Here is a 26,852-nt window from a genome sequence, read left to right as displayed (position 1 = left end):
TTGCTGGTAACTTTCATCTTCTTACTTCTCCCGCCTTTTTTTCTAATTCACATTAGGCGTCATTCACGAGTATCAAAGACTCGTCCGCGAGTATTAAAGACTCATTCACGAGTATCAAAGACTCGTTCACGAGTATCAAAGGCTCGTCCGCGAGTATCAAAGACTCGTCCGCGAGTATCAAAGACTCATTCACGAGTATCAAAGACTCATTCACGAGTATCAAAGACTCATTCACGAGTATCAAAGCCTCATCCAGGGTAAACGCGACCTTTCCAAGCACCGCCGCGTCCTTGCCAGTGACGTATAGCTGAATCTATGGTCATTAATGTATAAAGAAAGGCGATCGCAGGTAAACAAAAAGCTAGCCAAGCAGGACATTTATAAAAGCGGATAGTAGGAAAGTAAGCTAAGGTCATCAATAGCCAAGCTGATAAACCAGTGAGGGCGATCACCCAATTTCCTGTCAAACCGCCTAAAATAGCAGCGACAGGTGGAATTAAATAAATTAAAGTCATAGCTACGACTGTGCCAACTAATAGCAATGGAGAATAATTTAGTTGGGTGTAAGCAGTACGCGCCACCATATCCCAAACTGTATCTAGGGTTGTATAGGGACGTAAACTCCGAGTTAAAGCACTCAGTCCTAACCAAATTCGCCCTTGTCCCCCAGTTCCTTTGACAGCTTTTGCTAAGGCACAATCATCAATTAAAGCTTGGCGAATTGCTGCAATTCCCCCAATGCGCTCAAGTGCTTGTTTACGAATCAAAATAGACCCGCCAGCAGCAGCAGCAGTGGCATTTTGGGGCTGATTAACCCAGCGGAAAGGGTAGAGTTTTTGAAAGAAAAACACAAAAGCCGGAATTAAAAGTCGTTCCCAAAAGCTTTCGCATCTAAGGCGCACCATCACCGAAACTAGGTCTAAATCTTCTTGTTCAGCTTTTGCTACTAGTCGGCGGAGACTGCCCAAGTCATGTTCAATATCTGCATCTGTAAGTAAAAAATAATCGGGTGTAAATTCAGTAGCTATTTGAATACCTTGCTCAACTGCCCAGAGTTTGCCACTCCAACCAGGCGCTAGGGATTTGCCGGAAATAATATGCAATTTTTCGGGTTTATTCAAGGCGCAAGCAACCCCTTGCGCAAAATCGGCTGTACCGTCGGTGCTGCGGTCGTCTACCAAAAAAACGTTAAAATCACCAGGATAATCTTGAGTTAGCAGCGATCGCAGAGTGATTGGCAGTAAATCAGCTTCGTTACGCGCCGGAATGACCACGCAAATCCTCGGCAAAGATCGTAGCGGTATTTCTGTCGCTTCTAATTTCTGATCAGATCGCCAAAACTGCCCCCGTAAACTCAGTAATCCTATCCAAATCACTAAAGATAAAACTGTTAGCGCTAATACAAATCCCACCATGACTTGTTGCCCATTCTCAATGCCTCAGACAGGATACTATGTCTGCTGATTGTGAGAAAATATTTTTCTCCGTACTGCGGTATTTATACTATTGGTGAGGTGGAATAGTATTTGATGCAAACTCAAGACAGGGTAACAGTCAATCAAGTCGCAGCGGCGATCGCAGCCAGCCAAAAATATCTGCTGTCAATTCAAAATCCGGCAGGTTACTGGTGGGCAGAGTTGGAATCTAATGTCACTATTACTGCTGAAGCTGTCCTCCTGCATAAAATTTGGGGCACAGATAGCACCAGACCCCTACACAAAGTTGAAACCTACTTGCGTGCTCAACAACGGCAGCATGGAGGCTGGGAACTGTTTTACGGGGATGGAGGAGAACTGAGTACCTCGGTGGAAGCTTACATGGCTTTGAAACTGTTAGGTGTTCCCGCCACCGATCCAGCAATGCTCAAGGCTAAAGCCTTTATTCTCCAACGCGGTGGCATCAGTAAAACTCGCATCTTTACTAAGCTACACCTGGCCCTGATTGGATGCTATGACTGGCGCGGCATTCCCTCACTACCGCCTTGGATTATGCTTCTGCCCAATGCTTTCCCCGTCAATATCTACGAAATGTCGAGTTGGGCCAGATCGAGTACTGTACCGCTGTTGATTGTCTGTGACAGTAAACCTGTGTTTCAGATTGACCCAGCTATTACCGTAGACGAACTTTATGCTGAAGGTCGCGATCGCGTCCAGTGGGAATTACCTCGTAGTGGCAATTGGACTGATTTATTTATCACTCTCGATCAAGGATTCAAGTTGGCAGAAAGCTTGAATTTCGTTCCTTTCCGCGACGAAAGCATCAAAGCCGCAGAAAAATGGATTATCGAACGCCAAGAAGCTACAGGTGATTGGGGCGGGATTATTCCCGCCATGCTCAATTCTCTGTTAGCTTTGCGCTGTTTGGGTTATGACGCAGCCGACCCAATTGTAGAACGGGGATTAAAAGCAGTTGATAACTTTGCGATTGAAACAGCAGATAGCTACTGCGTCCAACCTTGTGTTTCCCCAGTTTGGGATACAGCCTGGGCAATTCGTGCTTTAGTAGATTCTGGTTTTGCTCCAGATGATCCTGCTGTGGTGCAAGCGGGAGAATGGTTAATCAACAAGCAAATTCTTGATTATGGTGATTGGAATGTCAAAAATCGCCAAGGAAAACCAGGTGCTTGGGCATTTGAGTTTGACAATCGCTTTTACCCAGATGTAGACGATTCGGCTGTTGTGGTGATGGCGCTACATCAAGCGAAACTCCCGAATGAAAAATTAAAGCAAGCAGCGATCGCACGCGGATTAAACTGGATTGCTTCCATGCAGTGTAAACCTGGTGGCTGGGCAGCTTTCGACCTCGACAACGATCAAGAATGGCTTAACGCTGTGCCCTATGGCGACTTAAAAGCCATGATTGACCCGAACACGGCTGATGTCACCGCCAGGGTACTGGAAATGCTGGGTGCTTGTAACCTATCAATAGATACTCAGAATTTTGAAAAAGCGATCGCCTACATTCTCCGCGAACAAGAACCCGAAGGCTGCTGGTTTGGTCGTTGGGGAGTAAATTATATTTATGGCACCAGTGGCGTTCTCTCGGCTCTTGCCTTAGTTGCACCTCAAACTCATAAAAATAGTATCGAAAGGGGGGCAGCTTGGTTAGTTGGTTGCCAAAACCCTGATGGTGGCTGGGGTGAAACTTGCCGCAGCTATGACGATCCTAGCCTTAAAGGACAAGGCACTAGTACTGCTTCCCAAACAGCTTGGGCTTTAATTGGGCTAATAGCAGCAGGTGAAGCAACTGGCAAATTCGCTCTTGATGCCATTGAAAAAGGAATTAGCTACCTGTTGGCAACCCAAAAGCCTGATGGCACTTGGTTCGAGGCAGACTTTACAGGTACAGGCTTCCCCAGCCATTTTTATCTGAAATATCACCTCTATCAACAGTATTTTCCTTTAATTGCACTCGGTCGCTATCGCTCAGTCTTAGGGGGTAGGGGATAGGGAGTGTGGGGAGGGTGGGAAGTGTTGGGAGTGTGGGGAGTGTGGGAAGTGTTGGGAGAAATGGGAGAAGGGAAAAATAACTAATGACAAATGACCAATAACAAATGACAAATGACAAATGACAAATCTAATCGAATACGAAGACGCTAGCGATGAAGTGCGGGCTGTATATGACGACATCCGTGCCACGCGCCAGACTGAATATATCAACAATTTTTGGAAAGCGATCGCCAATCATCCTCCGACGCTGCAACGCACTTGGCAAGCAGTGAAGGAAGTGATGACTAGTCCAGGTGAGATTGATCCACTGATGCGCGAACTAATTTACATCGCTGTGAGTGTAACAAATAGTTGTGATTACTGCATTGCCTCACACAGTGCCTCAGGACGGGCTAAGGGCATGAGCGATACCATGTTTGGTGAACTGTTAGCGATCGTTGGCACTGCGAATATGACTAATCGCCTTGCTGATGGTTATAAAATTCCTGTGGATGAACAATTTAAGAATCACTAAATCAAGTAGAGCGATCGCAGTAAGTTCTCAATCTTGTAAATAATCCCGACCTAGACAAGTCTTAGCTGACTCGTCTAGGGATGGGGAGGTATTGGTTACAACATTAACCCTAATTCTTTCAGGTTCGCTGTACAGCAGCAGAGTCAGGGAGAATAATTTGTAGCTGTAATTTAAGGAATTAATCTAGTGTCATTATCTGATTTTGATAGCCTGCTTTCAGATGAGGCTTTAATCCATTACGGAAGTGGTCACGAGCAAGAGCGGTTATCACGAGGTACAGGTGTGCTGGAATTAGCTCGAACCCAAGAAATTCTCAGCCGTTACCTACCTGCTGCACCTGCGGTTATCTTTGATGTTGGTGGTGGCGCTGGTATTTATTCTTACTGGCTTGCCCAACAAGGCTATGAAGTTCATCTTATTGATGCGGTTGCTTTGCACATTGAGCAAGCTCAACGCTTTGCACAAACGCAACCAAATTATCCTCTAGCTAGTTTGGCGGTTGGAGATGCTCGTCAATTAAATCGGGCAGATGATAGTGTTGATGCTGTTCTCCTACTTGGGCCTTTATATCACTTGACTGAGCGCACAGATAGAATACAGGCTCTGCGTGAAGCTCACCGCATTTTAAAAAGTGGGGGTCTTGTCTTTGCTGTGGGAATTTCTCGCTTTGCTTCGACCTTAGATGGATTATTTCAGGGTTATTTAGATGACCCTGAATTTGTGGAGATTGTGCAACAGGATTTGATTGACGGTCAACACCGCAACCCAAACAATCATCCTGCTTACTTCACAAAAGCCTTTTTACATCATCCTGATGAACTCAAAGCTGAGATGGAAGCAGCAGGTTTCGATGATCAAATAACGTTAGCTATTGAAGGGCCAGGCTGGTTACTACAAAATTTTAAAGAACACTGGAATGAGCCAGTTCGTCGTGAACGTCTTCTCAAAGCTATCCGTTGGCTAGAAACTGAACCATCTGTGTTGGGAACGAGTGCTCACATCATGGCTGTTGCTCGTAAAAACGCAGTCTAACTATACGTAGATTTTTTCAATAATCAAATCCGATTCCTATATGACCCGATTAAATACTTTGCCGCCCCATAAAATCAAGACTTATACTTAGGACTTACGCAAAAAACCTCTCAAACTCTCATTTCTCTGTGACCTCTGCGCCTCTGTGGTTCGATTTTCCGTAACCCGTGCGTAAGTCCTGATACCATTTCACTTCATACCTGATACAAATGATTTGTCCCTAATTCTTTCCTCCTGCTCCCTGCCAACAAAGCGATAGGATATTTTTTAAGTTGGAAGTCCTTTAGTTGCGTTCTAGCAAGTTTGCGATCGCTCTGACTAACTCCTCTGGCTCTACAGGTTTGGTCATGTGAGCTTGAAATCCTACCTGAAGTGCTTTTTGTCGGTCAATTTCTGCGGCATAAGCAGTCAGTGCGATCGCCCGAATGGTTCCTCCTTGATTTGGTGGGCGAGAGCGAATCTGCTGCATCAGCATATAGCCGTCCATAAAAGCCATGCCTATGTCACTCACTAGCACGTCAAAAGTGAACTGCTCTAGAGCTTGCAAAGCTTCTAAGCCAGAAGCGACAGCTGTGACATTTGCCCCGCTTTGTGACAGCACAAATGCTTGGAACTCGCGGGTATCTGGCTCATCATCCACCAGCAAAATTTGAACGCCGTTTAAAGGCACTTCTGCTTCTGTCTGTGTGTGGATTGGCTCGGATGCGTTGAGCTTTGCTCTTGCCGCAGGCATCGCTGTTGTCTGCTGCATCAAGGGCAATTGCACGATGAAGGTTGCACCATGATTCTCACCCTGACTTTCTGCTGTAACCGTGCCTCCGTGCATTTCTACAATTTGCCGCGCGATCGCTAGCCCCAATCCCAACCCGCCAAATTTGCGTGTCGTTGAGCTGTCTTCTTGCCGAAAATACTCAAATACATGGGACAAAAACTGTGGATTGATGCCCTTGCCTGTATCGATTACCCGAATCTGGGCTAGCCCGTCGAGTTGCCGCAGTTCAACGGTCACTTGTCCGCTGTTAGGTGTGAACTTCACTGCATTGGTAAGCAAATTCCACACCACTTGCTGCAAGCGGACTGCATCGCCAGAAATCGGAGCGATCTCAGAGTCTAGATCGAGAGCGATCGCAATATTTCTTGCTTCTGCTGCCAAACGCACCGTTTCAACGGCGGCACAAATCACAAAGATCAAACTGACCGGAGCCACTGTTAAGCTAAGTTTGCCCTGCATAATGCGGGAGATGTCGAGCAAGTCTTCGATTAGTTGCGTCTGTAGATTGGCATTGCGCTCAATAGTTTTCAAAGCTTCGACTCTGCGGGCTTCGCTCAGGTTGCCGTTTTGTAGTAAGCGCGCCCAGCCCAAGATCGGGTTGAGAGGCGATCGCAATTCATGGGACAGCACCGCCAAAAACTCATCTTTGATCCGGTTGGCGCGATCGGCTGCCTCTCTTGCAGCTTGTTCGCGGGCAAGGAGTTGTTCTCGTTCTGCCTCAATGCGTTTTTGCTCAGTGATATTGAGCACAGTGCCGACAAAGCGTTGGGGATGATTGGCAGCATCAAAGTAAGCCTGTCCTCTGGCCGCAATCCACCGTTCAACTCCATCCTGAATCCCGATCGTGCGATATTCTACGTCATACTTGCCGCTGCTTTTTGGATTCAAAGTCCATTGCAGCACCTGTTCTAGTCGTTCGCGATCGTCGGGGTGCAGTCCGGCAAAAAAGACCTCAATGCTGCTCTCGGCTTCTGGTGGTAAGCCAAACATGGCTTTACAACCCTCATCCCAAATCAATTGGTTGGTAATGAAATTCCAGTCCCAGGTGCCTAATTGGGCAGCTTCTAGAGCCATGCGGAAGCGGTTTTCACTGTCGCGCAAGGCTGCTTCGGCGCGGGCGCGTTCGATCAGCGGAGCGACACGCGCCGCAACGTTTTCCAGCAACAACATCTCATCCGCCGTCCAATGGCGCGGCTTGTCGGAACTAACTCCGATCGAAGCCACCCAACGCCCTTCACGGACAAACGGTGCGATGACGTAGGATTGCAGATTAATGAGCGTGTAATTGTCGGCAAAATCCTTTGTCCACGGATGTGTATTCACGTCGTCAATCCCGAACGGTTGACGTGCCGCTGTTTCCCACCATTCCTTCGCGCCGAAAAGGGCGAGGTCATAAGTTCCGGCAAGATCTGAGCCGTCGAGCCGCCAATCGGGTAAAACCGTTACCTGGCTGCCACCCGGCGTGACATCGAGATAATAACAGCGATGCCCGTTCAAAAACGTTCCAACTTCGCGCGTGACGATGCGGTTAATTTCCACTGCATCCTTCACCGTGCTGAGTCTTCGGCTTAACTCGGTCAAAAACTCCACTTGTCGTTCGGCTTGTTTGCGCTCTGTGATGTTGCTGAAATAAACGGTAATACCGTTTGGGGCGGGGTAGGTGCGAACCTCGTACCAGCGATTGTGATCCGGGTAAAACGCGGTCATTGACCCAGCCACACGATCTTGCATGGCGCTCCAGTATACCTGCGCCAACTCATTGCCAATCAGTCCTGGATATTCTACCCACAAATTCTTGCCAACTAAATCGCCTGGAGTGCGATCTAGTAGTGTTTCGGCAGATGGATTCATGTAAGTAAACTGCCAGTTCTCATCCAGGGCAAAGAAAGCTTCAGCGATGCTCTCCAGAATATTCCGAGTCTGTTCCTCGCTTTGGCGCAAGGCTGCTTCTACCCGTTGGCGATCAGTGATGTCTCGCGTCACGCCTGCCACTGCTTCTACTGCGCCATTTATGCCCAAAAGTGGCACGAAAATGTATTCATAAGCGCGTCTACCGATGGCGCTAGTGTAGGGTGTTTCGTCTTTGAGCGACTGGCGCGTGGCGATTACCTGTTGAATCTGTTCCTGAAGTCTGGTCGCTAAATCGGTTGGATAATCCAGTTCAAAAAAGTTCTTTCCCAAAGCTTCATCCGCAGTTTTCTGCCAAAGATTGAGCAACGCCGGGCTGATATAGGTGAACCGTCCTGCCAAATCAAAGGTGTAAATAAAATCGGGAATTGCAGCGACGATCGCGTCGAACTTTCGCAGTTGCCGTTCGAGTTCGGCGCGGCTCTGGCGTGATGCTGCTTCGGCACGGGCACGTTCAACGGCTGCCCATGTCTGCTCTGCTGTTTCCTCGACTCGTTTTACCTCGTCATTCGTCCACGGGCGAGGTTTTGCCTGATGCACCGCTAGCAAGGCAACAAATTGATTATTCTTGATCAGCGGCACATCAATATGCGCGGCAATATCAATTGCTCGATACCTTGCCTTCTCGCTGGCTGTGTATTTGGGGTAGTTTGCTACATCAGGAACGATCGCCGTTTGCCCCGCTCGATGGTCATCTGTTAGGTTGCGTCCGAAGTCTTCTAGATGGTACAGCCCGCTCAATTCGGCAACGCCGTTTGTGTAGTTTTTATGAACGATAACCTCTTTGCCGCTCGATAACACTTCAATGTAAATGACGCGGCTTGCGTCTAGAAACTCGCCCAAAATGCGGGCTGCGATCGCCTGAATCTCATTAGCATCAGTCAGCAAACGTAGCGCATTGGTGAGCTTGACTCGAAACGCATCGGCTTGGGCAGCTTGACGTAAGGCATCTGTTGATGTGCTAACCAGCAGCAGATCGGATTCTAGCTGCGCTTTTTCGGGCGGCTTGGCTCGATCGAGTTCTGTCAACATGATCTGCACAGCCGTTTTCAGGCTGTCCGGCCAGGTTTCCACAGCCCCTAGCTGCGTTTGCGACCAATCGTGCGATCTCAACAATGCACCTATCTCGCCACCACCAACAAAGAAGTTTTCAGCCCAAACCTTGTGTTCCTCTGCCTTCATGCTTGCAGATCCTTTATCGGAAAGTTTTTTTCTCGAATTGTCTGACTGCATTTCCGTAAGGCGGCATCAGGTAACTCAGATAATTGGTTTAGCAGAGTGTGAATTTGCTTAAGTGCCAAATAAGAAGGAGCCGTATGTCCATTGTCCCAGCGAGCGATCGTTGGAAATGTGACACCAAGTTGAGTCGCAAACTTCTCCTGTGTCAGCTTCAGGGTTTGCCGGAGTTCCCGAATCAATTGACCCACGGTGGGTTGTTCAACACCAAGGTAATCCTGATGGAAAGGCATACGACTCAAACTTTAGAAAGTCCTTTATTTCTATAAATTTTGGTTAGTTTTGGCAAATAAACAATCCATCTCAAGACTAGACTGTTTTTTTGCAATTCCGTTAGCAATGCTCAATCAAATTTAGGTTGTTCAAAATTTCACCAATTACATCTAAGTAAGCGGTGGAGAAAATTTATAATTATGTCACAAACAATTAAGCAGAACAACTAGAGTTAAATTTTACACGTTGTGTAGTCTAACTAAAGTTTTCAATCGCTACAGGTTCAATAGATTCAGCCAATTCAAAACCGAAAATCCGCGAGTAAAAGTAGAGTTCCCCTTCCAAAGAACGCTTGATATTCTCTGCTCGCCGGAAGCCATGCTGCTCACCTTCAAAGGGAAGGTACGCCACTGGTACACCTTTAACCCGCAATGCGGTAACCATTGCTTCTGTCTGGTTAGGTGGTACTACTTGGTCTTCCAATCCTTGGAAAAAAATCACCGGAGAAGCAAGACGTTCGGTAAAATTAATCGGCGATCGCTCTTGATAAATCTCGCGCTGTTCTGGATAAGCACCAATCAAGCGATCTAAATATCTTGACTCAAATTTATGGGTATCTCGCGCTAAGGCTTCTAAGTCACTAACTCCGTAGTGGCTGGCTCCGGCTTTAAAAGTATTGCGGAAAGTTAAAGCACACAGGGTTGTATAACCACCAGCACTACCACCAGAAATTGCTAGGCGATTACCGTCTACTTCTCCTCGTTCTACCAAGTAACGCGCACCATCGACACAATCATCGACATCAACAATTCCCCACTGACCATCTAATCTTTGACGGTACTCCCTTCCATAGCCAGTGCTACCACCATAATTTACATCTAAAACTGCTATACCTCGGCTAGTCCAGTATTGAATACGAAAATTCAAACTACTCCCGGCTGCGGCTGTAGGCCCACCGTGGCTTTTGACAATCAGCGGCGGTTTTTCCCCTACTGGAGCAGTGTAATCATGATTTTGCGGTGGATAATATAACGCATAGCCTGTCTTGCCATCAGCTGTCGGGTATGCAATCGCCTGGGGTAATGAAAGATAACCAGCCTCAATCTTCACATCAATAGCGCGGCGTAGCACTTCTAGCTTTTTACTTGCCAAGTCTAACTGCACAATAGCTGTCTGCTCAGTCGGAGAACCAGCGATAAAAACTACTTTACCAGGGGCTGTGTGCAGTGAAGATATGTCTGTGTATGGGTTTGGCAAAGATTCTAGTTGTTTTGTTGTGGTATCGAGACTAGCTAAATGCCAAATGCCTTGCTGAGTATAAGTGCAGATAATGCGATTTGATGACTCAAAATCAAAGGTACGCATCCCTAACACCCACAGAGGCTTACCAAACTCCGCTTTCATTTGAGTCAACGGTTCCACACTGCCATTTTGCCAGCGATAGAGATTCCACCAGCCTGTGCGATCGCCTATAAAATACAGTGCGCCATCTGGTGACCACTGCGGCTGAAAGATGGATTCCTCTAAACCACCTGCGACTTGTTGAGCTTTTCCTAAAAATCCGTCTGCTTGTACTTCTGCTACCCAAAGTTCGGTGCCATCCCAAGGCATATTAGGATGGTTCCAAGTCAGCCAAGCCAAGCGAGAACCATCAGGACTGAGGCGAGGTGAGGCATAAAAATCGTTACCCCCAACTAGTTGCTGTGGAGTACTATCTTCTGTCAACCCTAGGCTAACCACTGTGTTAACGGCTTCCCGTCCAGCAACGGTATGATCTTCGCACACGCAAATAATTCGCTGGCGTTGATGGTCAAAGATTGCGTCTGCATAGCGTTTAGCTACTTCTGGTGTGATGGGTTGTGGTTCGCTATCAGCAGATTGACGATAAAGCCGTTGGTCGGCAAAGTTAGAAAAGTAAACTGTGCCATCAACTACACAAAAAGAAGCTCCGCCATATTCATGAACACGGGTACGCACGTTGTAGCCAGCAGGCGTTACATCCTGAGTTTGACCATCTTTCAACCGGACAATTACATTCCTGCCTTGTTCTGATGGTCGCAATTCGCTCCAGTAAATGTCTTCACCATCAAGAACAACTTGCCCTAACCCAATGGTTTGGGAAGTAATTAAATCTGTTGTAATTGGCGATCGCCAAGCTCCATAAGATGCTATCTCTGGTTTAATCATGCTCTAGCTGCCTCCCTGCTTTCAAAATTTAGCAAGCGCGCTCGCATTTTGCGTGCAGATACAAAACTCTACCATACCTAACAATATGACTACCCAACACAACAAAAAACCTCGGCTATGAAACCAAGGTGAGTAGGAATAGTCCAAATCTCAATCAATTTCTCAGTTTGACCTTGAGCAGCAATTCCTCTTTAATGCGGTTGAGAATAGAAGCTTCATCTAAAGTTGCCAAAATCCGACTGATTACTGCTTTCGGTCCATCAGGTCCCCAAGTAGCACCATTGGCTAAATAAGCTTTAGTAACTTGTCCAATACCATAGGATGAAACACCTGCTACACCAGCTTGAGTTACTGCTACTGATATATAAGGGCCAATGGCAGCACCAGCGGTAGCTGATGCAGAGATACCAAGTAAAGTTTTTAACCCACTTAATCCCAAATTTGCCAGTAGCTCACTGACACCGATCCCACCCATACTCAAAGCAATTTTTTGGAGCAATTGCACAGCCCCAGCTTCAGTCATGGGAATACCGTAGAGTTTAGATAAACCTAAAATTAGAAAAATATCAATGGCAATGCTACTCAGTATATCTACTACAGTGACAGGATTGAGTGCGATCGCTAATGCCTTTGTCATGACAGCTTTCCAAATTAGCTGATTGGCATTCTGCTCCCGAATCGTTAGTTTTCGCTGCACTAATTGCTCATTCACTATATCCGCATAAAGCATCGTATTCAAAGCCACCAAGGCTTTACCCTCACGGTGCAGAATCTCCAAGATTTTTAGCTTCAGTTCCTCAACTTGGGCATTACCTGTACGCAACTGCAAACCCCTGCTACCATCAGGACGAAGAATCGCCGTTTTCACCAAGGGTGATGCAGCCGCCATGACAATTTCTAAGGGTGAGACTAATTCTTTTACCCTTTCATCCCGAATTTTGTGGTAGATTGCCATCCTGTCTGCTTCTGGGTACTGGTCTACTTTGTTAAACACCAGAATTATCGGTTTACCAGCTTCCCGTAACTGCGAAAGAGCGATTTGTTCAATTTTGGTCATATCACCAGAAATCACAAACAGAATTAAATCTGCTTGTTTTGCCACCTGTTCAGCTAATGCTGCACGGGTATCACCGTCAATTTCATCTAATCCCGGTGTATCAATTAATTCCACCTGAGATTGCCCTACGGCTGGCAGAGTAACTCGCAAAGCGCGTTCGGTTTCGCCAACTGCTTCCTCGTTAATACTCCAATTAACTCTTTGAGCATCACGAGTGACACCGTGTAAGGGGCCAGTTTCAAACACTGGTTGACCAACTAAGGCATTAAGTAAAGAAGATTTACCCCGTCCCACCATGCCAAAAGCCGCAATCTGTACCACCATGCGGTCTAACTTCCCCAGCATGGTTTCCAAATCATCAATTTCTGTCTCCAAACCGCGCTTTTCCTGGGGGGAGAGGTCGAGATTGGCTACCAAATTTCGTAATGCTGTTTGTGCCTTTTTATAGTTAAGTTCCGTCTGAATGTCTTCAAAACTGAAAATGGCACTATCTAGTTCTTCCTCCCAGTTGAGGGAATTGGCATCAGTATTGGGCGAATTGCTGTGATGAGGTTCGGGCAATGTGGAATTCATGTGAATTTTAGATTTGAGATTTTGGATTTACCTCGTATCCGATCCTAGTTTGTTTTAGCAAGGGTTTGGGACAGGAGAAATTAAGAGGACATCGCACCTACAAAAGAGGTTCGGCTGTGGTTTCCGTAAATAACTCAAGAATTTGGGGTGCAAAATGTTCTAGAGTGAAAAATGCATCTAGTAGCGTTAGGAACTTGACTAAATCACCTGTGCGGAAAATAGTTATTGCCGGTAACTGGAAAATGTTCAAAACTCAGGCAGAGTCCCAAGATTTTTTACAGGGATTTTTGCCCCACTTAGAGGAAACTCCCCAAGATCGAGAAGTTATATTGTGCCCTCCTTTTACTAACTTAAGCATTTTATCCAAGAGTTTGCACGGTAGTCGTGTACAGCTAGGGGCGCAAAATGTTCATTGGGAAGAATATGGAGCCTACACTGGTGAAATTTCTGGTCCCATGCTCACAGAAAGTGGTGTACGCTTTGTGATTGTCGGTCATAGTGAACGACGACAATATTTTGGTGAAACAGACGCAACTGTTAACCTCCGCCTCAAAGCTGCGCAAAAGTACGGTCTTACCCCAATTCTATGTGTAGGCGAAACTAAACAACAACGAGATGCTGGAGAGACTGAAGCACTAATCATCAGCCAGTTAAACAAAGGCCTGGTAAATGTAGATCAGGATAACTTGGTGATTGCCTATGAACCGATTTGGGCAATTGGGACAGGCGACACTTGTGAGGCAACAGAGGCAAATCGGGTCATTGGCCTAATTCGCAGCCAGTTGAGTAATCCTCATGTATCGATTCAATATGGTGGCTCGGTTAAGCCCAATAATATTGATGAGATCATGGCTCAACCAGAAATTGATGGTGTTTTAGTAGGAGGAGCCAGTCTAGAACCTGAAAGTTTCGCCAGGATTGTGAACCATAAGTAGTGTCATATTCTATCTTTCCGTTTCCTAGCTCTGCCAAGGAATGCCTGCTGTTTGGGCTGTTGCTTCACTACAGTCAGCGCATTACCAGGCTGAGCCTGGTAACTAATGTTTGTCCACATCAAATTTGAAGGTTAGGTAGTAAGCACTTTAGTGCTTTGGGTGTGCTTTAGCACTCTATTAAAATATGTCAACTAAATTGATAATTCGGGAACGCTGTTTTCAATGGGGGCAGCAGACTTATCTAATGGGTGTATTGAATGTGACGCCTGATAGCTTTAGTGATGGCGGTAAGTTTAACAATACCACTGCGGCTCTAACACAAGCACAAGCACTGGTAGCAGCTGGTGCGGATATGATTGATGTAGGTGGTCAATCAACTCGACCAGGGGCAGCGCAAATAACTCTTGCTGAAGAAATTGAGCGAGTACTACCAGTTGTGCGCGAGCTAAGATCGGGAATTAATATACCGATTTCTGTAGATACCACTAGCGCAGATGTAGCCAGAGCATCGGTTGCGGCTGGGGCTGATATGATTAATGATATTTCTGGCGGCACGTTTGACTCTCAAATGTTACCAACAGTCGCAAGTTTGGGCGTGCCTATTGTGTTGATGCACATCCGGGGTAACCCGCAGACTATGCAACAACAAACTGATTATCAAGATTTAATAGCAGAAATTTATAGTTTTCTAGCAAAGCAAATCGCGGCTGCAACGGCTGCGGGTATTAACCCACAAAAAATTATTATTGATCCTGGTATTGGCTTTGCTAAGAACTATGAACAAAATTTAGAAATTTTTCGCCGCTTGCGGTCATTGAGAGCGCTCAACTGTCCTATTTTAGTAGGACCATCCCGTAAAAGTTTTATTGGTCGGATTTTAAATCAACCAGATCCAAAAGCCCGAGTCTGGGGAACAGCGGCGGCGTGTTGTGCTGCCATTGTAAATGGTGCTGATATCCTCCGAGTTCATGACGTTAAAGAAATGCGAGATGTGTCGCTGGTTACCGATGCAATATGTCGGCAGTCAGCACAAGATTAAGTAGCACCATTTCCATTCTCCTTGCCATTTCCTTCGTGAGTGACTGACTCGGCAATCACCTCTTTCATCAAGTCCCCGCCTTTACCTGGATCTACAAAGACAACTTTGGCATTCTGGCTTTCTCCCAGCCTGTAGCTAGCATTTATGTAGTCTTGAGCAACAAGATAACGGAGAATTTCCTTACTTTCAGGATTGGTACGTAAAGCTTCAGCAATTATCTGCATTGAAGTCATAGTTCCTTCAGCTTTCTTAATCGCAGCTTGCCGTTCTCCTTCTGCTTCGGAAACGAGGGCGCGTTTTTTGATTTCAGCGGCGCGCTCTTCTTCCATTGACTTGCGTACACTCTCAGGTGGTGTAATGCTTTGAATATCTAACCGAATAATTTCCACTCCCCAACCCGACGTTGTATGATTCAACTGGTCTAAGATGGCTCTGTCCATCTCTGATCGGGAGACATTGGTTTCTTCTACCGTATTCTGAGCAATGATTTCTCGAAGCGTGGTGTGAGCCAGCTGTACAAGTGCTCCTTGAAGGTCATCAATTGCGTAAAAGCTCTTTTCTATATCTTTGATACGCCAGTAGAGGATAGCATCAACTTCCAGATAAATATTATCTTTAGTAATTACGCTCTGGGGTTTGATATCTATAAACTGCTCCCGTGTAGTATCTTCCATGACAATCTGATCGACCAAGGGAACAATGAAGTTTAGCCCCGGACTAAGTTTTCGATGGTATCGCCCTAATCGTTCAACCAAGGCTACATTACCTTGATTAATCAGTTTTGCAGATCCTAAGGCATAACCTATAAGCGCTAAGACTATAGCAATGATTGGCTCCATATCTGCTCCTAATTTAGCTTTTGGAGAAATTTTAGTTTAAAGGACATGGTACTATCTTGTCCTATCTCTAAGTCTAATGTTTTGAATCTGTAATTTTCCGAACACCAACAGCAACATCCGCTCGCAAGTCGCAGTTCGCCTTGTGCAGTTAGGAGAGTTTGGCTGAATGCGATCGCTATTAAAGCACCTAGATTACATAGTGGCAAGGTATAACTTCGTAATTACAATAGTTTTCAGCTATACCTCTGGAATTTCTTGGCACTGATTGCGCGATCGCAGATTTAACTCTCATGAATGATCTCTTCCACGCACAACACACAAAATATAATTTTAGTTATTCAAATTCTGATGTGTCGTCATACAATATACGAGATATTTACCTAAAAATTTCAAGATTTTGTATTATCTAATAATTAAAACTATTAATTTGGTACAAAACTCAGCCAAGTTTTGATACTTCCTGGTAAATCAGAATTAAAACGTAAGGGTAATTCAGGTGTAGAAAGAGATTGGGCGTAAGCCGATGTCAGAAACGGTTGGTAAATTTTTGCTTCTGAAGTTGACTGTTTAACAAATGCTAAGGTGACACCACGAATCAACTGACGTAGGGAATTAGTTTCTTCGCCTCGCTTTTCTTTAACAATGGTAGTGACTGTACTAACGCTATAGGTGGGATCGCTAATACTTAAGTGAGTACCACCAATCGCAGTTAATAAATACTTTGGACCTCGCAGTTGAACGAAAGGTGCTACTTGGTGCTTTAATGCTGGGGTCAAGGCATCTTCAGTTCCAGTTAAAAATAATACTGGCTTGGTAACTTGAGTTAGACCTTTTTTACCAAAGAGTTTGCCGATTAGAGGGTTAAAGGCGATCGCACTCTTGACTCGCTCATCTTTTAGCTGGAGTTTTTGCGCTTTTAAAGGAGCTGCTGCACACTGCAACCAATCCCCAGGAGATTCGTTGAAGGAGAGAGAAGTTTTACAGAATTGCCGTAATTCTTCTAAATCTACTTCTCCTCCAAGCAACGCCAAGGCAGTATAACCTCCTAAAGAGTGACCGATTACAGTGGCATTTTCGGTGTTAAATTTTCCTTGAAATTGCCCTGATTGATTGTTGAGCTTCGCTAATTCGTTGAGTAAGAAACTGATGTCTTTTGGTCGTTCAATAAATTCAGTAGCGGGTAGCAGTTGCGCTAAATTGTCTGGTTGTGAGCCTTTATTAACAGAGCTAACCTGACTATCTGGGTGTTCAATAGCAGCAACAGTGATGCCATAAGAAGCGAGATGACGCGCTAAATAGCCAAAAAATTTGCGGTTGGCACCAAAGCCGTGGGAAATGACAACCAGTGGTGCTTGTGCGTTACCTTTACTCCAATAAATATCTACAGGAATGGTTCTTTTGCGTTGTTGGTCTGCTAGAGTCAGTGTTTGCTGCTGTACTACTTCTTTGCCAATAGCAGCCGGATCGAAGCTCGGTTGAAAGGCTGTAGTGTTTTTTACGAAAAGATCCCGTTCTAATAAAGCTCCCAAGGCTTGGCTTTGCAGGTAATTAGCGTTGAATTCTATGGCGATTTCAAGGGCTTTAGTCGCATCTATGGTGACATTCTCTTCTGGGTAAGCTCGCAAGAAGCCAACAGCACTTAAACCATTAACTTGACGTAGAGAGAGGTTGAGTGCTGTTTGCAGTCCATCTAACGTACTACCTGGGATGGCTACTCCTAGGGATGCAATTAATTGTTGACCTTGTGGCGATCGCACCAAATCATCGAAGAATTTGTCTGCAACATCTGGATCTACTTCCAAACGCCGATTGAGCAATTCTCTAACTTGGGGGGTCAGTAAGACACCATAAATTTGGAGGTTGTCTGGCAGTTTTCCTGTTTTGGCAAATTTTTCTAAGTCAGCGATCGCTATTGATTGCTGAAATGGACCTAAGCGGATAATAACCTTTTGGGCTGCTAAAGTATTGGGCATTCCCATAGCCCAACTTAGAGCAATAGTCATGCTACACAATAACCCTTGCACCCAAGATATTTTACGTTGCTGTCTGCCAAGCCGAAAATGCATATTAGCCATTAGTTATTAGTTACTAATAGTTCATAACCCATAACGATGACTGGTCAAAATTCGGTTTTGTTGCTGTCTGGGGACAGAAATACTTAACCAATGCCCCCAGTTTATAGTCACATCTAAAATCCGCTGAATATAGTTCTGAGAATACCGAAGACAGAACCGATAGGATTGAACAATACACCAAGGGCATCACCAGTTCTGGCTGTGCCATTGCGGCTGACTACCACCACATCATTATTGCGGAGTATAGGATTGGTTTTCTCATTGATTCCTTGGGAGAAATCTACTTGTACTACACGTTTAGTTACAGAACCATTAGGGTTAAGACGAATCAAATCTACAGCACCGCTTTTCGCTCTAGCATCGTTAAATCCCCCAGCAGCAAGCAATGCTTGATTTAACGAACTATTCGGCCTAATTTCTACAGTTCCAGGTTTTTTGACTTCGCCTACCACTCCAACTTGAATACTTGTGGGCGATAACGTAGTCGTAGCTAATTGAGTAGCTTCTGCGGGATTAATCTCAGTGGCAGTGGGAATAACAATTGTATCTCCGTCTTGGACGATTACATCTTGATTCGCATCACCACTCTGCAATAACTGCCAGAGATTTACATCTATAGTTTGTTCTGTACCAATTCTTGTGGGTCGACGCAGCTTGAGACTACGAATATCAGCTTGTGGTGTAATTCCCCCTGCTAGTTGAATTGCTCGTGTTAAAGTTGGCAGACCACTGCCGACGGTACCACCACCTTGACCATCTGTACTACCTGCTGATACAAGATACGATCCAGGACGGTTAACTTCGCCAATTATTGCTACAGTGCGTGGTTTGGTGGGGTCAGAAGCAAAGTTAGCTGCAAACAAATTACGTGCTTCTGCTACATTGAAGGTAGTTGCAGTTGGCACAACAATTGTGTCCCCATCCCGTAAGGTAATATCCGGTCCAATTCTGCCTGTTTGAATAAGTTCTTTCAAATTTAGTGAGATTGTTTGCTCACCAGAACGTCCTAGCTTGCGACGTAATTGAACTTGAGTTACATCTGCTGCCAATGTTACGCCTTGAGCTGTAGTGAGTGCAGCTAATACCGTTGGGTATTGTACGCCTGGATTATTTCCGGCTCCTCCCTGTAAGCTGAGAGTGTAAGCCCCTGGGCGTGTGACTTCCCCTGCCACAAAAACATTTATTGGACGAGGTGATAAAAGGTTAACCGAAATTAGAGGGCGTTTGAGAAAGCGGGCGTATCTTTGAGCAATGTCGTCAGCAGCCTGTTCGGTAGTTAACCCTAGAACAGAAACACTACCAATTAAAGGTAAGTTGATTGAGCCACCAGGGGGAATTTGGTATTCACCAGTATATTCTGGTACTTCAAATACATTTACACGTATGAGGTCACCGCCTCCTAATGTATAATTTGTATCTATATTAGTCCCTACTGGTGTTGTAGTAGTTGGTGTTGTTAACTGAGTATTAGGTAATACTGGTCTTCTATTAGGTGATACTGGTTGTCGCTGAGCTAGGCTGGCAGATGGCGCAGCGATATTGACAGCCGTTAACAAGACAACACCCAGACTTGATTGGGTGAGTATTTTCAGCAAACCTGTATTAAGCATATTTACCCGAGACTCTGAAACTACAATTGCTAAAGTACTGTCTAAACATTTTAATCGTGACTATACTTAATTACTCAAGTTCCCCAACATTCTTATTTTCGTAGAAAAACTTGACCTTCCGGAGGACTATTTATTGATTAAGTTTGAATTTTGAGTAAAGCTAACTTAAAGTTGAAGCACCTTAAAGACAGAATGATAGTAAATCTTCTTATAAAGTCAATTTACATTTTTTGCAGGCTGGATTAAATTTCCCCTAATCTTCTGATCCCTTACCTACCTACTGCGTATTTATAGCAAGCTGAAAGTAAAGTTTTTCAGAATTAAGCGCAATTTCGCAACAAAATTACTGCGGCTATACAAAATTCAAAATCCAAAACTTTCTATCAAGGTTATTTGAAATATTTTAAGCTAGGAAATTGATATCTGCCCTATAGTCTTAGCGATCTAAATTATTTGACAGAATGATTTTTTTGTTGGATTTGTTGGATGAAAAACTCCTCTAAGGAGATTCGAGACAAGTTCATAGCAATGACTTGCCCTCCCATGAGGCGGAGACTTGCGAGAAAATCATAGTAATTATCTTGTTGTAGTGTACCTTGCCAAGAACCATCAGGCTTTAATACTATAGCAGGCATCCATTGTTGGAGAAATTCTTCATCGCCGCCTAGACCTTTAATGTGATATGTGCTAGAGCTTCCTAAAAGCTCGTGAAAGGAACCAGTGCAAATTAATTCACCCTGGGCGAGAATAGCAACGCGATCGCAAAGTTGCTCTACTTCACTGAGAATATGGCTGTTGAAAAAAATTGTCTTGCCTGCGGCTTTGAGTTTTAGAATAATTTCCCGCATTTGGTAGCGTCCCACAGGATCAAGACCAGACATTGGTTCATCTAAAAAGATCAACTCAGGATCGTTAATTAGTGCCTGTGCCATGCCCACACGCTGTAGCATCCCCTTCGAGTAGCGACGCATCTGTTTTTTACGGGCATCAGCTTGAGATAAACCGACTAATTCGAGCAATTGGGGAATACGTTGGCGTTGAACACTATAGGGAATTTGAAATAGTCCAGCTGCTAGCTGTAAAAATTCCCAACCAGTGAGATAGTCATATAAATAGGGATTTTCTGGCAGGTAACCAATGTACTGTTTAACACTGCGATCGCCTAATGGTTTACCCAGCAATAATCCTCGTCCAGAAGTAGGACGGATAATTCCCAGCAATAGTTTTAACAGGGTAGTTTTACCTGCACCATTCGGTCCCAGTAGCCCAAAAGTTTCTCCTTGGTAAACGGTTAAAGAGCAACTTTTGAGCGATAAAACTTTTTGATGCATCCAAAAGCCAGTACGGTAGACTTTTCGCAACTCAGATGTTAATACTACTGGCGGAGTATTGGGAGTATTTAGTTGAGAATCAGGAGCGTCTGCAACAGACTTCATCTTGGTTCCATGCACCTTAAGGCAGTAACTTGGTATCAATTACAGATTACCCATTGGTTACCAATAACTAACATTGGCTGGAAAGAGTGCTAAGTGCTGAGTCAAGAGTCAAAAGGCAATAGGTAATAGAAAAGTAATTAGTTATTTCTCCCTTGCCCCCTGGCCCCCTTGCTTCTCTGCTCATTAGGACTCGCTTGTTTATAAAACTCCTTTAGAACTGGGAATCATGCCAGCACGACGGGGGTCTATTTCCACCGCTATCCGCGTTGCTCTAGCAAAAGCCTTAAAGGTAGCTTCAATAATGTGATGAGAATTAATACCATCTAGCTGACGAATATGCAGTGTCATTTGGCTATGATTAACCAACGCCACAAAAAATTCTCTTACCAGTTGGGTATCATAGGTTCCCACTCGCTGAGTAGGAATCTGTAAACCATAGCTGAGATGAGGCCTACCAGAGAAGTCCAGTGCTACTTGAACTAACGCTTCATCAAGTGGCGCAAGAAAATTGCCAAAGCGGATAATGCCTTTTTTATCACCTAGTGCTTTACTCAAAGCTTGGCCTAGGGTAATGCCCACATCTTCGTTAGTGTGATGGTCATCAATTTCCCAATCTCCCTTTGCTTGCACTTCCAAGTCAATCAACCCATGAGAGGCGATTTGATGCAGCATATGATCCAAAAATGGAATACCAGTTGCAGCATTACAAATCCCTGTACCATCAAGGTTGATAGTGACTTGGACATCAGTTTCACCAGTAGTGCGATGAACAGAAGCAATCCGAGGAGTGGGATGAGATTGGTCGTATTGGGGAAAGTTAACTTGACGGTCGCTGATTTGCATAACTAATGGGGACTAAGGATTGGAAGGGCAAGGGAGACAAGGGGAAAAGGGGCAAGAGGACAAGGGAACAAGGAGAAATTACTCTTGTCAAATGCCTGTTAGGCTGAGCAAAGCCGTTGGCGCAGCCTCTCGCAGAGAAGCCCAATGCCAATGCCCAATAACAAATGACAAATGATTATTGACCCTTGACTTCCTACATTCCCATAATTTCATATCCTGCATCCACATATAGAACTTGTCCTGTAATTCCACTAGACAAATCACTACACAAGAAAGCCGCAGTATTCCCTACTTCTAGCTGGGTGACTGTGCGTCGCAGAGGAGCAACTTGCTCCACATGATGAATCATATCCAAAATGCCTCCCACAGCACTAGATGCCAAAGTGCGGATGGGTCCGGCAGAGATGGCATTTACCCGAATATTTTGTGGGCCCAGTTCAGCAGCTAGATAACGTACGCTTGCTTCCAAGCCTGCCTTGGCAACTCCCATAATGTTATAGTTAGGAATTGCCCTAACGCTTCCTAAATATGAAAGGGTGAGGATACTTCCTCCTTCTGTCATTAAAGGTTTGGCTGCACCACTTAACTGCACCAGCGAGTAAGTACTAATTTGTAGCGCCGTGTTGAAGCCAGCGCGTGATGTTTGGCTAAAATCCCCGCTCAAATCGTCTTTATTGGCAAATGCCATACAGTGAATTAAAATGTCTAGCTTGCCCCACTTGCTGCGGATTGTTTCAAAGGTAGACTGAATCTGTTCATCGTTTTGAACATCACATGGAACGAATAAGCTGGGGTTGAGAGGTTCTACCAATTCCGCAACTTTCTTCTCCATCTTACCCCGCTCATCTGGCAAGTAGGTAATACCTAAGTTAGCTCCAGCTTTGTGTAGTTGTTGAGCGATTCCCCAAGCGATTGAGCGGTTATTTGCAATACCTGTAACAAGGGCATTTTTTCCAGTCAGATTTAGCATAGAAATTGTTAGTGTGAACAATCATTAGGAGCATACTAGAATCTGAGGCTAGTTTGACTTTGTTTTATACAGGATTTGTAAAAATGATTATTGATAAGAGTGTTTATGGCAATGAAATTATTGTTTATTCCTTAAGATATTCTCAAGATATCTTGATTTTTTCTTTAAAAAACCTTTTGAATACAGCTATTATAAGTACTATTCAAAAAGTCCTAGCTAAAAATATCAATAATTATGTATCATTATAAACAAATAACTATGAAGCGGGGATTTTGAGTATAGGAAAGTACAGAAAGGTTGACGGTGCCTTATTGATTTTTCGGGTGTATTCTTAGGTAATCAGTTTTTGTTTTTCCGGCATTGGGTAGGGGAAGGGAGATGATCGTGACACAAGATAAAGCCCTAGCAAATGTTTTTCGTCAGATGGCAACCGGAGCGTTTCCGCCGGTTGTAGAAACGTTTGAACGCAATAAAACGATCTTTTTTCCTGGCGATCCTGCTGAGCGAGTTTATTTTCTTTTAAAAGGCGCTGTTAAGCTTTCCAGGGTGTATGAAGCAGGAGAAGAAATAACGGTAGCACTGCTGCGGGAAAATAGTGTTTTTGGTGTGTTGTCATTGCTGACGGGAAACAAGTCAGATAGGTTTTACCATGCCGTTGCATTTACCCCAGTAGAATTACTGTCAGATCCAATTGAACAGGTGGAGCAAGCACTCAAGGAAAATCCAGAATTATCAATGTTAATGCTGCGAGGTCTGTCTTCGCGAATTTTACAAACAGAGATGATGATTGAAACCCTCGCACACCGAGATATGGGTTCAAGGTTAGTGAGTTTTTTGTTAATTCTCTGTCGCGATTTTGGTGTTCCTTGCGCTGATGGAATCACAATTGATCTAAAGCTATCTCATCAGGCGATCGCGGAAGCAATTGGTTCTACTCGGGTGACCGTAACTAGGTTACTTGGAGATTTGCGTGAAAAAAAGATGATTTCTATCCACAAAAAAAAGATTACTGTGCATAAACCTGTTACCTTAAGTAGGCAATTTACCTAAAAACAATTGGGGGAAGCAGAGGTGGCACATGTTGTTTTTTTAGAGATCACACCCATAATGGAGTTAGATCTAAAAAATTGAGTAAATTCAGCTATTGTCAATCTCTATATCCCCCACAAAAAATGGTTGAAAGTAGTAGGCTGTATCTGGAAGCATTTCGGTAGCTGAAGATGACCACTGGGTACATCCTCATTGCAGCAATTTTAATTCTGGGAGGCATGCTTGCCACCGTGGGCGATCGCATCGGCACACGAGTTGGCAAGGCGCGCCTCTCTCTATTTAAGTTACGTCCCAAAAATACTGCTGTACTAGTAACTATTTTTACTGGCACTTTAATTTCAGCTTCAACTCTGGCAATTTTGTTTGCTGCGGATGAAGGATTGCGCAAAGGAGTTTTTGAGTTAGAGGATATTCAAAGGGACCTCAGAAATAAACGCGAACAGCTAAAAACGGCAGAAACTCAGAAAAGCCAGGTAGAGAGTGAGCTAAACCAAGCCAGGAAAGAACAAACCCAGGCTCAAAAAGACTTACAAGTAATTAATCAGTCCTTACAGGCGGCTAATGCCAAACAACAGGCAACACAAGCCCAACTCAACCGCACTCTCACTCAACAAGCTCAAACCCAAACTCAACTGCAACGCACTCAAAGCCAATTAGGCCAAGTTGTAGCTCAATATCAAAAAGCAATAGCTGAACTACAAAGCGTTTACGACGAGAAAAAGAATCTGCTGGCGGAAATTGAACAACGTAAGATAGAACGCCAAAGACTGTACGCTGAAGCCAAAAAAGCTATTGATGAAGCCAAAACAGCTATTGCCAAACGCGATCGCGAACTAGCTAATCGGCAAGAAGCGATTCAACAGCGAGATCAAAAAATTTCGCAGTTGGATCAACTAATTCAACAACGCAATTTAGAAGTTACGGCACGTGAACAAGTCATTGCCAAGCGGGAATCTCGTCTCAAAGAATTAGAAAAGCAACAGAACTATCTAGAACAGGAAGTTGCAAGGCTGGAAAAATATTATCAGTCTTACCGTGACCTACGTTTAGGAAAGTTGGCTTTGGTGCGGGGCCAAGTTCTGGCTGCTGCTGTAATTCAGGTTAACCAACCTATGGCTGCGCGTCAGGCAGTGACGCAACTGCTAAAGGAAGCTAATCAGAATGCTCTCCTCGAATTAGCTGAACCTGGGACAAATACAGGAAATAATGTAGAGATACTGCACGTTACCCAGGATAGAATCGAGCAGTTGATCAAGCAGATTGATGACGGTCGAGAATATGTAATGCGAATTTTCTCTGCTGGGAATTACGTTAGAGGCGAAAAGCAGATAGAATTCTTTACCGATACGGCAAAAAACCAACTAGTCTTTTCTGGGGGACAGATACTAGCTACTACTACTGCCGATCCCAAAACCATGACATCTTATCAGCTAAGACAGCGGCTAGATCTGCTGATTTCTGCTTCCCAATTTCGCGCCCGTAATGCTGGAATAATTGAAAATGTACAAATAGATGGTACTTTCCTGCGGTTTGTTGCCCAATTGAGACAATTTGATCAACCTTTAGAAATCAAAGCGATCGCGGCTGAAAACACTTTTACAGCCGGGCCGCTGAGAGTAAAGCTGGTGGCAATAGTTAACGGCCAAGTTATTTTTACCACCTAAAAAATTAATTAACAGACCTGAGTAGAATGCTAGCCTATTTAAGCAAATAGGCAATTGTCAAAAAGCTTCATGAAAGACTTGTGATTAAATTTTAAATTTTGAATTTAAATTCCTATGACTCTCCGTGAATTCTCACCGACACAACCAGTCATTTTAGGCTTTGATCCCGGTCGAGATAAGTGTGGTTTAGCAGTGATTGGATTGGATCGACAACTGCATTATCACCAAGTTGTGGTTGCAAATGAAGCGATCGCTACCATTGAAATCCTGCGTCAGAAGTTCCCTGTATCCTTAATGGTGATGGGTGACCAAACTACAGCCAAGCAATGGAAACAACAACTGCGTCAAGAATTAGCAGAACCGCTAAATATTGTTTTAATAGATGAGCGCTACACAACTTTAGAAGCACGCGATCGCTATTGGCAAATGTACCCACCCAAGGGACTAACGAAGCTATTACCTCAGGGTATGCGGCAACCCCCACGACCGATAGATGACATTGTTGCCATTCTCTTAATTGAAAGGTACTTAAATCGTTTAGCTGAATCAGTAAACAATTAATAGTAGTTAGGAAGACTTAAATAACTGCTTCACTAAAGCTCAGCTCGGATAGTGAAAGCATAGTCGCCTCCTGGCTCTAATTGGTAATCTTGTTTCTCCAAGAAGCGACCTAAAGGTTCTTTGATTAAAGCGCGTCCTTGAGAAGGCTTCACAGACAGTTCTCCCCGGCTAAAATGCCATTGGAACTGCCACTCATACTCACCCGCACTCACTTCACCCTCAAGGAAGCCGTGTTGCCAAGATTGGCGAGTAATTTTAACATGGGCGATGGTTTCTGGCAGACGTTTAGCACTCACAATGCTGGATGTTATGTTGAGAATTAAAGTTAACCACGTAGGCTAATTCTTTTATTACCAAACATAGCGTAAATCGAGAAAGTGGCAAAGTGAGTATTTGTAAATTGAGCCTAACGGCTGAAGTCACGGCTACAACAACAAAGCTTGCTTCCCCAGTTTGGGGTAATTTAGGCTAGAACAAAAAGTGGGTTTTTCCTATTGATTCTGAATTTGTCAATTGTGTTATAAATATTTATTCGGTTGTTATACCAATTTGAAAAAAGAATGCAACAGATGGGTAGGGGCACAGCACTGCTCATTGGTGTCAACTTAAGCCACAAATGGCTTATTTGCTGGCTTTCATACCCGCCTTGGAATTCATTCCAAGGCTAATAGCTCAAGTCTACTGAAGTAGACTAGTACTCCACCACATTAATTTTGATGGAGTACTAGGGATTTGTGAGAATTTTTAGTCATCTTTAGATGACTTTTGCTATGAGACTGGGAATTCATTCCTAGTCGGGCTATGGGTTTCGCGTTAAGTTGACACCAATAAGCACTGCTGTGCCCTCGGAATGATTTATCTGTCGCAAACATTGTTTGAATCGGTATTA

General features: G+C 44.4%; 20 protein-coding genes. 8 read left to right on the top strand and 12 right to left on the bottom strand.

The features are described from left to right. Positions 1–248: 248 nt before the first annotated feature. Positions 249–1,415: a glycosyltransferase gene (locus BV372_RS11495; protein WP_086686641.1), complete on the bottom strand. Its 1,167-nt coding sequence runs from the start codon at positions 1,413–1,415 to the stop codon at positions 249–251. Between the two features lie 114 nt (positions 1,416–1,529). Here BV372_RS11495 and shc point away from each other — a divergent pair, with 114 nt between their 5' ends. The 3 genes from shc to BV372_RS11480 all read left to right on the top strand — a co-directional run bounded on the left by shc (position 1,530) and on the right by BV372_RS11480 (position 4,995). Then, a complete protein-coding gene (shc, locus tag BV372_RS11490) occupies positions 1,530–3,449 on the top strand; it encodes a squalene--hopene cyclase (protein ID WP_086686640.1) in 1,920 nt (639 codons plus the stop codon). 118 nt (positions 3,450–3,567) lie between these two features. Continuing rightward, positions 3,568–3,963, top strand: a complete 396-nt coding sequence (locus BV372_RS11485; protein WP_086686639.1) for a carboxymuconolactone decarboxylase family protein — start codon at positions 3,568–3,570, stop codon at positions 3,961–3,963. Between the two features lie 186 nt (positions 3,964–4,149). After that, positions 4,150–4,995 (top strand): class I SAM-dependent methyltransferase, encoded by an 846-nt coding sequence (locus BV372_RS11480; RefSeq protein WP_179198054.1) that lies wholly within the window; start codon positions 4,150–4,152, stop codon positions 4,993–4,995. 283 nt (positions 4,996–5,278) lie between these two features. Here BV372_RS11480 and BV372_RS11475 read toward each other — a convergent pair whose 3' ends face one another. The 4 genes from BV372_RS11475 to BV372_RS11460 all read right to left on the bottom strand — a co-directional run bounded on the left by BV372_RS11475 (position 5,279) and on the right by BV372_RS11460 (position 12,941). After that, a complete protein-coding gene (locus tag BV372_RS11475; RefSeq protein ID WP_179198053.1) occupies positions 5,279–8,857 on the bottom strand; it encodes a PAS domain S-box protein in 3,579 nt (1,192 codons plus the stop codon). Next, positions 8,854–9,144 carry a DNA-binding transcriptional regulator gene (locus tag BV372_RS11470; RefSeq protein WP_086686636.1) on the bottom strand — a complete coding sequence of 97 codons (291 nt, stop codon included), beginning with the start codon at positions 9,142–9,144 and terminating at the stop codon, positions 8,854–8,856. The genes BV372_RS11475 and BV372_RS11470 overlap by 4 nt, the downstream gene beginning before the upstream one ends. A 235-nt stretch (positions 9,145–9,379) precedes the next feature. Then, on the bottom strand, positions 9,380–11,311 hold the full coding sequence (locus tag BV372_RS11465; protein ID WP_086686635.1) for a S9 family peptidase: 1,932 nt from the start codon (positions 11,309–11,311) through the stop codon (positions 9,380–9,382). Positions 11,312–11,465: 154 nt separating this feature from the next. Further along, complete coding sequence (locus BV372_RS11460; RefSeq protein WP_086686634.1) at positions 11,466–12,941, bottom strand: GTP-binding protein; 1,476 nt, start codon at positions 12,939–12,941, stop codon at positions 11,466–11,468. Between the two features lie 209 nt (positions 12,942–13,150). On the opposite strand from BV372_RS11460, the gene tpiA reads away from it, so the two are divergent. After that, positions 13,151–13,876, top strand: coding sequence for a triose-phosphate isomerase (gene tpiA / locus BV372_RS11455; RefSeq protein WP_086686644.1), 726 nt, complete (start codon positions 13,151–13,153; stop codon positions 13,874–13,876). 184 nt (positions 13,877–14,060) lie between these two features. After that, on the top strand, positions 14,061–14,915 hold the full coding sequence (folP, locus tag BV372_RS11450; RefSeq protein ID WP_086686633.1) for a dihydropteroate synthase: 855 nt from the start codon (positions 14,061–14,063) through the stop codon (positions 14,913–14,915). Here folP and BV372_RS11445 read toward each other — a convergent pair. The 6 genes from BV372_RS11445 to fabI form a co-directional block, all read right to left on the bottom strand. Beyond that, positions 14,912–15,754 carry an SPFH domain-containing protein gene (locus BV372_RS11445; RefSeq protein WP_086686632.1) on the bottom strand — a complete coding sequence of 281 codons (843 nt, stop codon included), beginning with the start codon at positions 15,752–15,754 and terminating at the stop codon, positions 14,912–14,914. The genes folP and BV372_RS11445 overlap by 4 nt on opposite strands. A gap of 422 nt (positions 15,755–16,176) precedes the next feature. Then, complete coding sequence (locus tag BV372_RS11440; protein ID WP_086686643.1) at positions 16,177–17,820, bottom strand: alpha/beta hydrolase; 1,644 nt, start codon at positions 17,818–17,820, stop codon at positions 16,177–16,179. Positions 17,821–17,942: 122 nt separating this feature from the next. Further along, positions 17,943–19,439 (bottom strand): SLBB domain-containing protein, encoded by a 1,497-nt coding sequence (locus BV372_RS11435; protein WP_086686631.1) that lies wholly within the window; start codon positions 19,437–19,439, stop codon positions 17,943–17,945. Positions 19,440–19,888: 449 nt separating this feature from the next. Beyond that, positions 19,889–20,875: an ABC transporter ATP-binding protein gene (locus tag BV372_RS11430; protein ID WP_086686630.1), complete on the bottom strand. Its 987-nt coding sequence runs from the start codon at positions 20,873–20,875 to the stop codon at positions 19,889–19,891. 198 nt (positions 20,876–21,073) lie between these two features. Beyond that, on the bottom strand, positions 21,074–21,718 hold the full coding sequence (hisB, locus tag BV372_RS11425; RefSeq protein ID WP_086686629.1) for an imidazoleglycerol-phosphate dehydratase HisB: 645 nt from the start codon (positions 21,716–21,718) through the stop codon (positions 21,074–21,076). A gap of 193 nt (positions 21,719–21,911) precedes the next feature. Further along, a complete protein-coding gene (fabI, locus tag BV372_RS11420) occupies positions 21,912–22,688 on the bottom strand; it encodes an enoyl-ACP reductase FabI (protein ID WP_086686628.1) in 777 nt (258 codons plus the stop codon). Positions 22,689–23,066: 378 nt separating this feature from the next. Here fabI and ntcA point away from each other — a divergent pair, with 378 nt between their 5' ends. From ntcA to BV372_RS11400, 3 genes are all read left to right on the top strand, one after another. Further along, the gene (gene ntcA, locus BV372_RS11410) at positions 23,067–23,738 is read left to right on the top strand and encodes a global nitrogen regulator NtcA (protein ID WP_086686626.1); all 672 of its coding nucleotides are present in this window, start codon (positions 23,067–23,069) and stop codon (positions 23,736–23,738) included. A 170-nt stretch (positions 23,739–23,908) separates the two neighbouring features. Further along, positions 23,909–25,402, top strand: coding sequence for a DUF3084 domain-containing protein (locus BV372_RS11405; protein ID WP_086686625.1), 1,494 nt, complete (start codon positions 23,909–23,911; stop codon positions 25,400–25,402). Between the two features lie 114 nt (positions 25,403–25,516). After that, positions 25,517–25,963 (top strand): pre-16S rRNA-processing nuclease YqgF, encoded by a 447-nt coding sequence (locus BV372_RS11400; protein ID WP_086686624.1) that lies wholly within the window; start codon positions 25,517–25,519, stop codon positions 25,961–25,963. A gap of 32 nt (positions 25,964–25,995) precedes the next feature. Here the strand turns inward: BV372_RS11400 and BV372_RS11395 are convergent, their stop codons facing one another. Then, entirely contained in the window at positions 25,996–26,259 is a 264-nt protein-coding gene (locus BV372_RS11395) for a DUF3146 family protein (protein ID WP_086686623.1), read from the bottom strand. Between the last annotated feature and the right edge of the window lie 593 nt (positions 26,260–26,852).

The sequence above is a fragment of the Nostoc sp. T09 genome, assembly GCF_002154695.1.
GTDB lineage: Bacteria > Cyanobacteriota > Cyanobacteriia > Cyanobacteriales > Nostocaceae > Aulosira.
This window is presented reverse-complemented; position numbering and strand designations above follow the sequence as displayed.

What these genes read in the sequence shown, in the direction of transcription:
- BV372_RS11400 (WP_086686624.1), top strand. Translation starts at nt 25,517, where the DNA reads ATGACTCTCCGTGAATTCTCACCGACACAACCAGTCATTTTAGGCTTT.
- BV372_RS11440 (WP_086686643.1), bottom strand. Translation starts at nt 17,820, where the DNA reads ATGCATTTTCGGCTTGGCAGACAGCAACGTAAAATATCTTGGGTGCAA.
- BV372_RS11465 (WP_086686635.1), bottom strand. Translation starts at nt 11,311, where the DNA reads ATGATTAAACCAGAGATAGCATCTTATGGAGCTTGGCGATCGCCAATT.
- BV372_RS11470 (WP_086686636.1), bottom strand. Translation starts at nt 9,144, where the DNA reads ATGCCTTTCCATCAGGATTACCTTGGTGTTGAACAACCCACCGTGGGT.
- BV372_RS11435 (WP_086686631.1), bottom strand. Translation starts at nt 19,439, where the DNA reads ATGCTTAATACAGGTTTGCTGAAAATACTCACCCAATCAAGTCTGGGT.
- BV372_RS11405 (WP_086686625.1), top strand. Translation starts at nt 23,909, where the DNA reads ATGACCACTGGGTACATCCTCATTGCAGCAATTTTAATTCTGGGAGGC.
- BV372_RS11430 (WP_086686630.1), bottom strand. Translation starts at nt 20,875, where the DNA reads ATGAAGTCTGTTGCAGACGCTCCTGATTCTCAACTAAATACTCCCAAT.
- ntcA (WP_086686626.1), top strand. Translation starts at nt 23,067, where the DNA reads ATGATCGTGACACAAGATAAAGCCCTAGCAAATGTTTTTCGTCAGATG.
- BV372_RS11495 (WP_086686641.1), bottom strand. Translation starts at nt 1,415, where the DNA reads ATGGTGGGATTTGTATTAGCGCTAACAGTTTTATCTTTAGTGATTTGG.
- BV372_RS11460 (WP_086686634.1), bottom strand. Translation starts at nt 12,941, where the DNA reads ATGAATTCCACATTGCCCGAACCTCATCACAGCAATTCGCCCAATACT.
- BV372_RS11475 (WP_179198053.1), bottom strand. Translation starts at nt 8,857, where the DNA reads ATGAAGGCAGAGGAACACAAGGTTTGGGCTGAAAACTTCTTTGTTGGT.
- folP (WP_086686633.1), top strand. Translation starts at nt 14,061, where the DNA reads ATGTCAACTAAATTGATAATTCGGGAACGCTGTTTTCAATGGGGGCAG.
- fabI (WP_086686628.1), bottom strand. Translation starts at nt 22,688, where the DNA reads ATGCTAAATCTGACTGGAAAAAATGCCCTTGTTACAGGTATTGCAAAT.
- shc (WP_086686640.1), top strand. Translation starts at nt 1,530, where the DNA reads ATGCAAACTCAAGACAGGGTAACAGTCAATCAAGTCGCAGCGGCGATC.
- BV372_RS11485 (WP_086686639.1), top strand. Translation starts at nt 3,568, where the DNA reads ATGACAAATCTAATCGAATACGAAGACGCTAGCGATGAAGTGCGGGCT.
- hisB (WP_086686629.1), bottom strand. Translation starts at nt 21,718, where the DNA reads ATGCAAATCAGCGACCGTCAAGTTAACTTTCCCCAATACGACCAATCT.
- BV372_RS11445 (WP_086686632.1), bottom strand. Translation starts at nt 15,754, where the DNA reads ATGGAGCCAATCATTGCTATAGTCTTAGCGCTTATAGGTTATGCCTTA.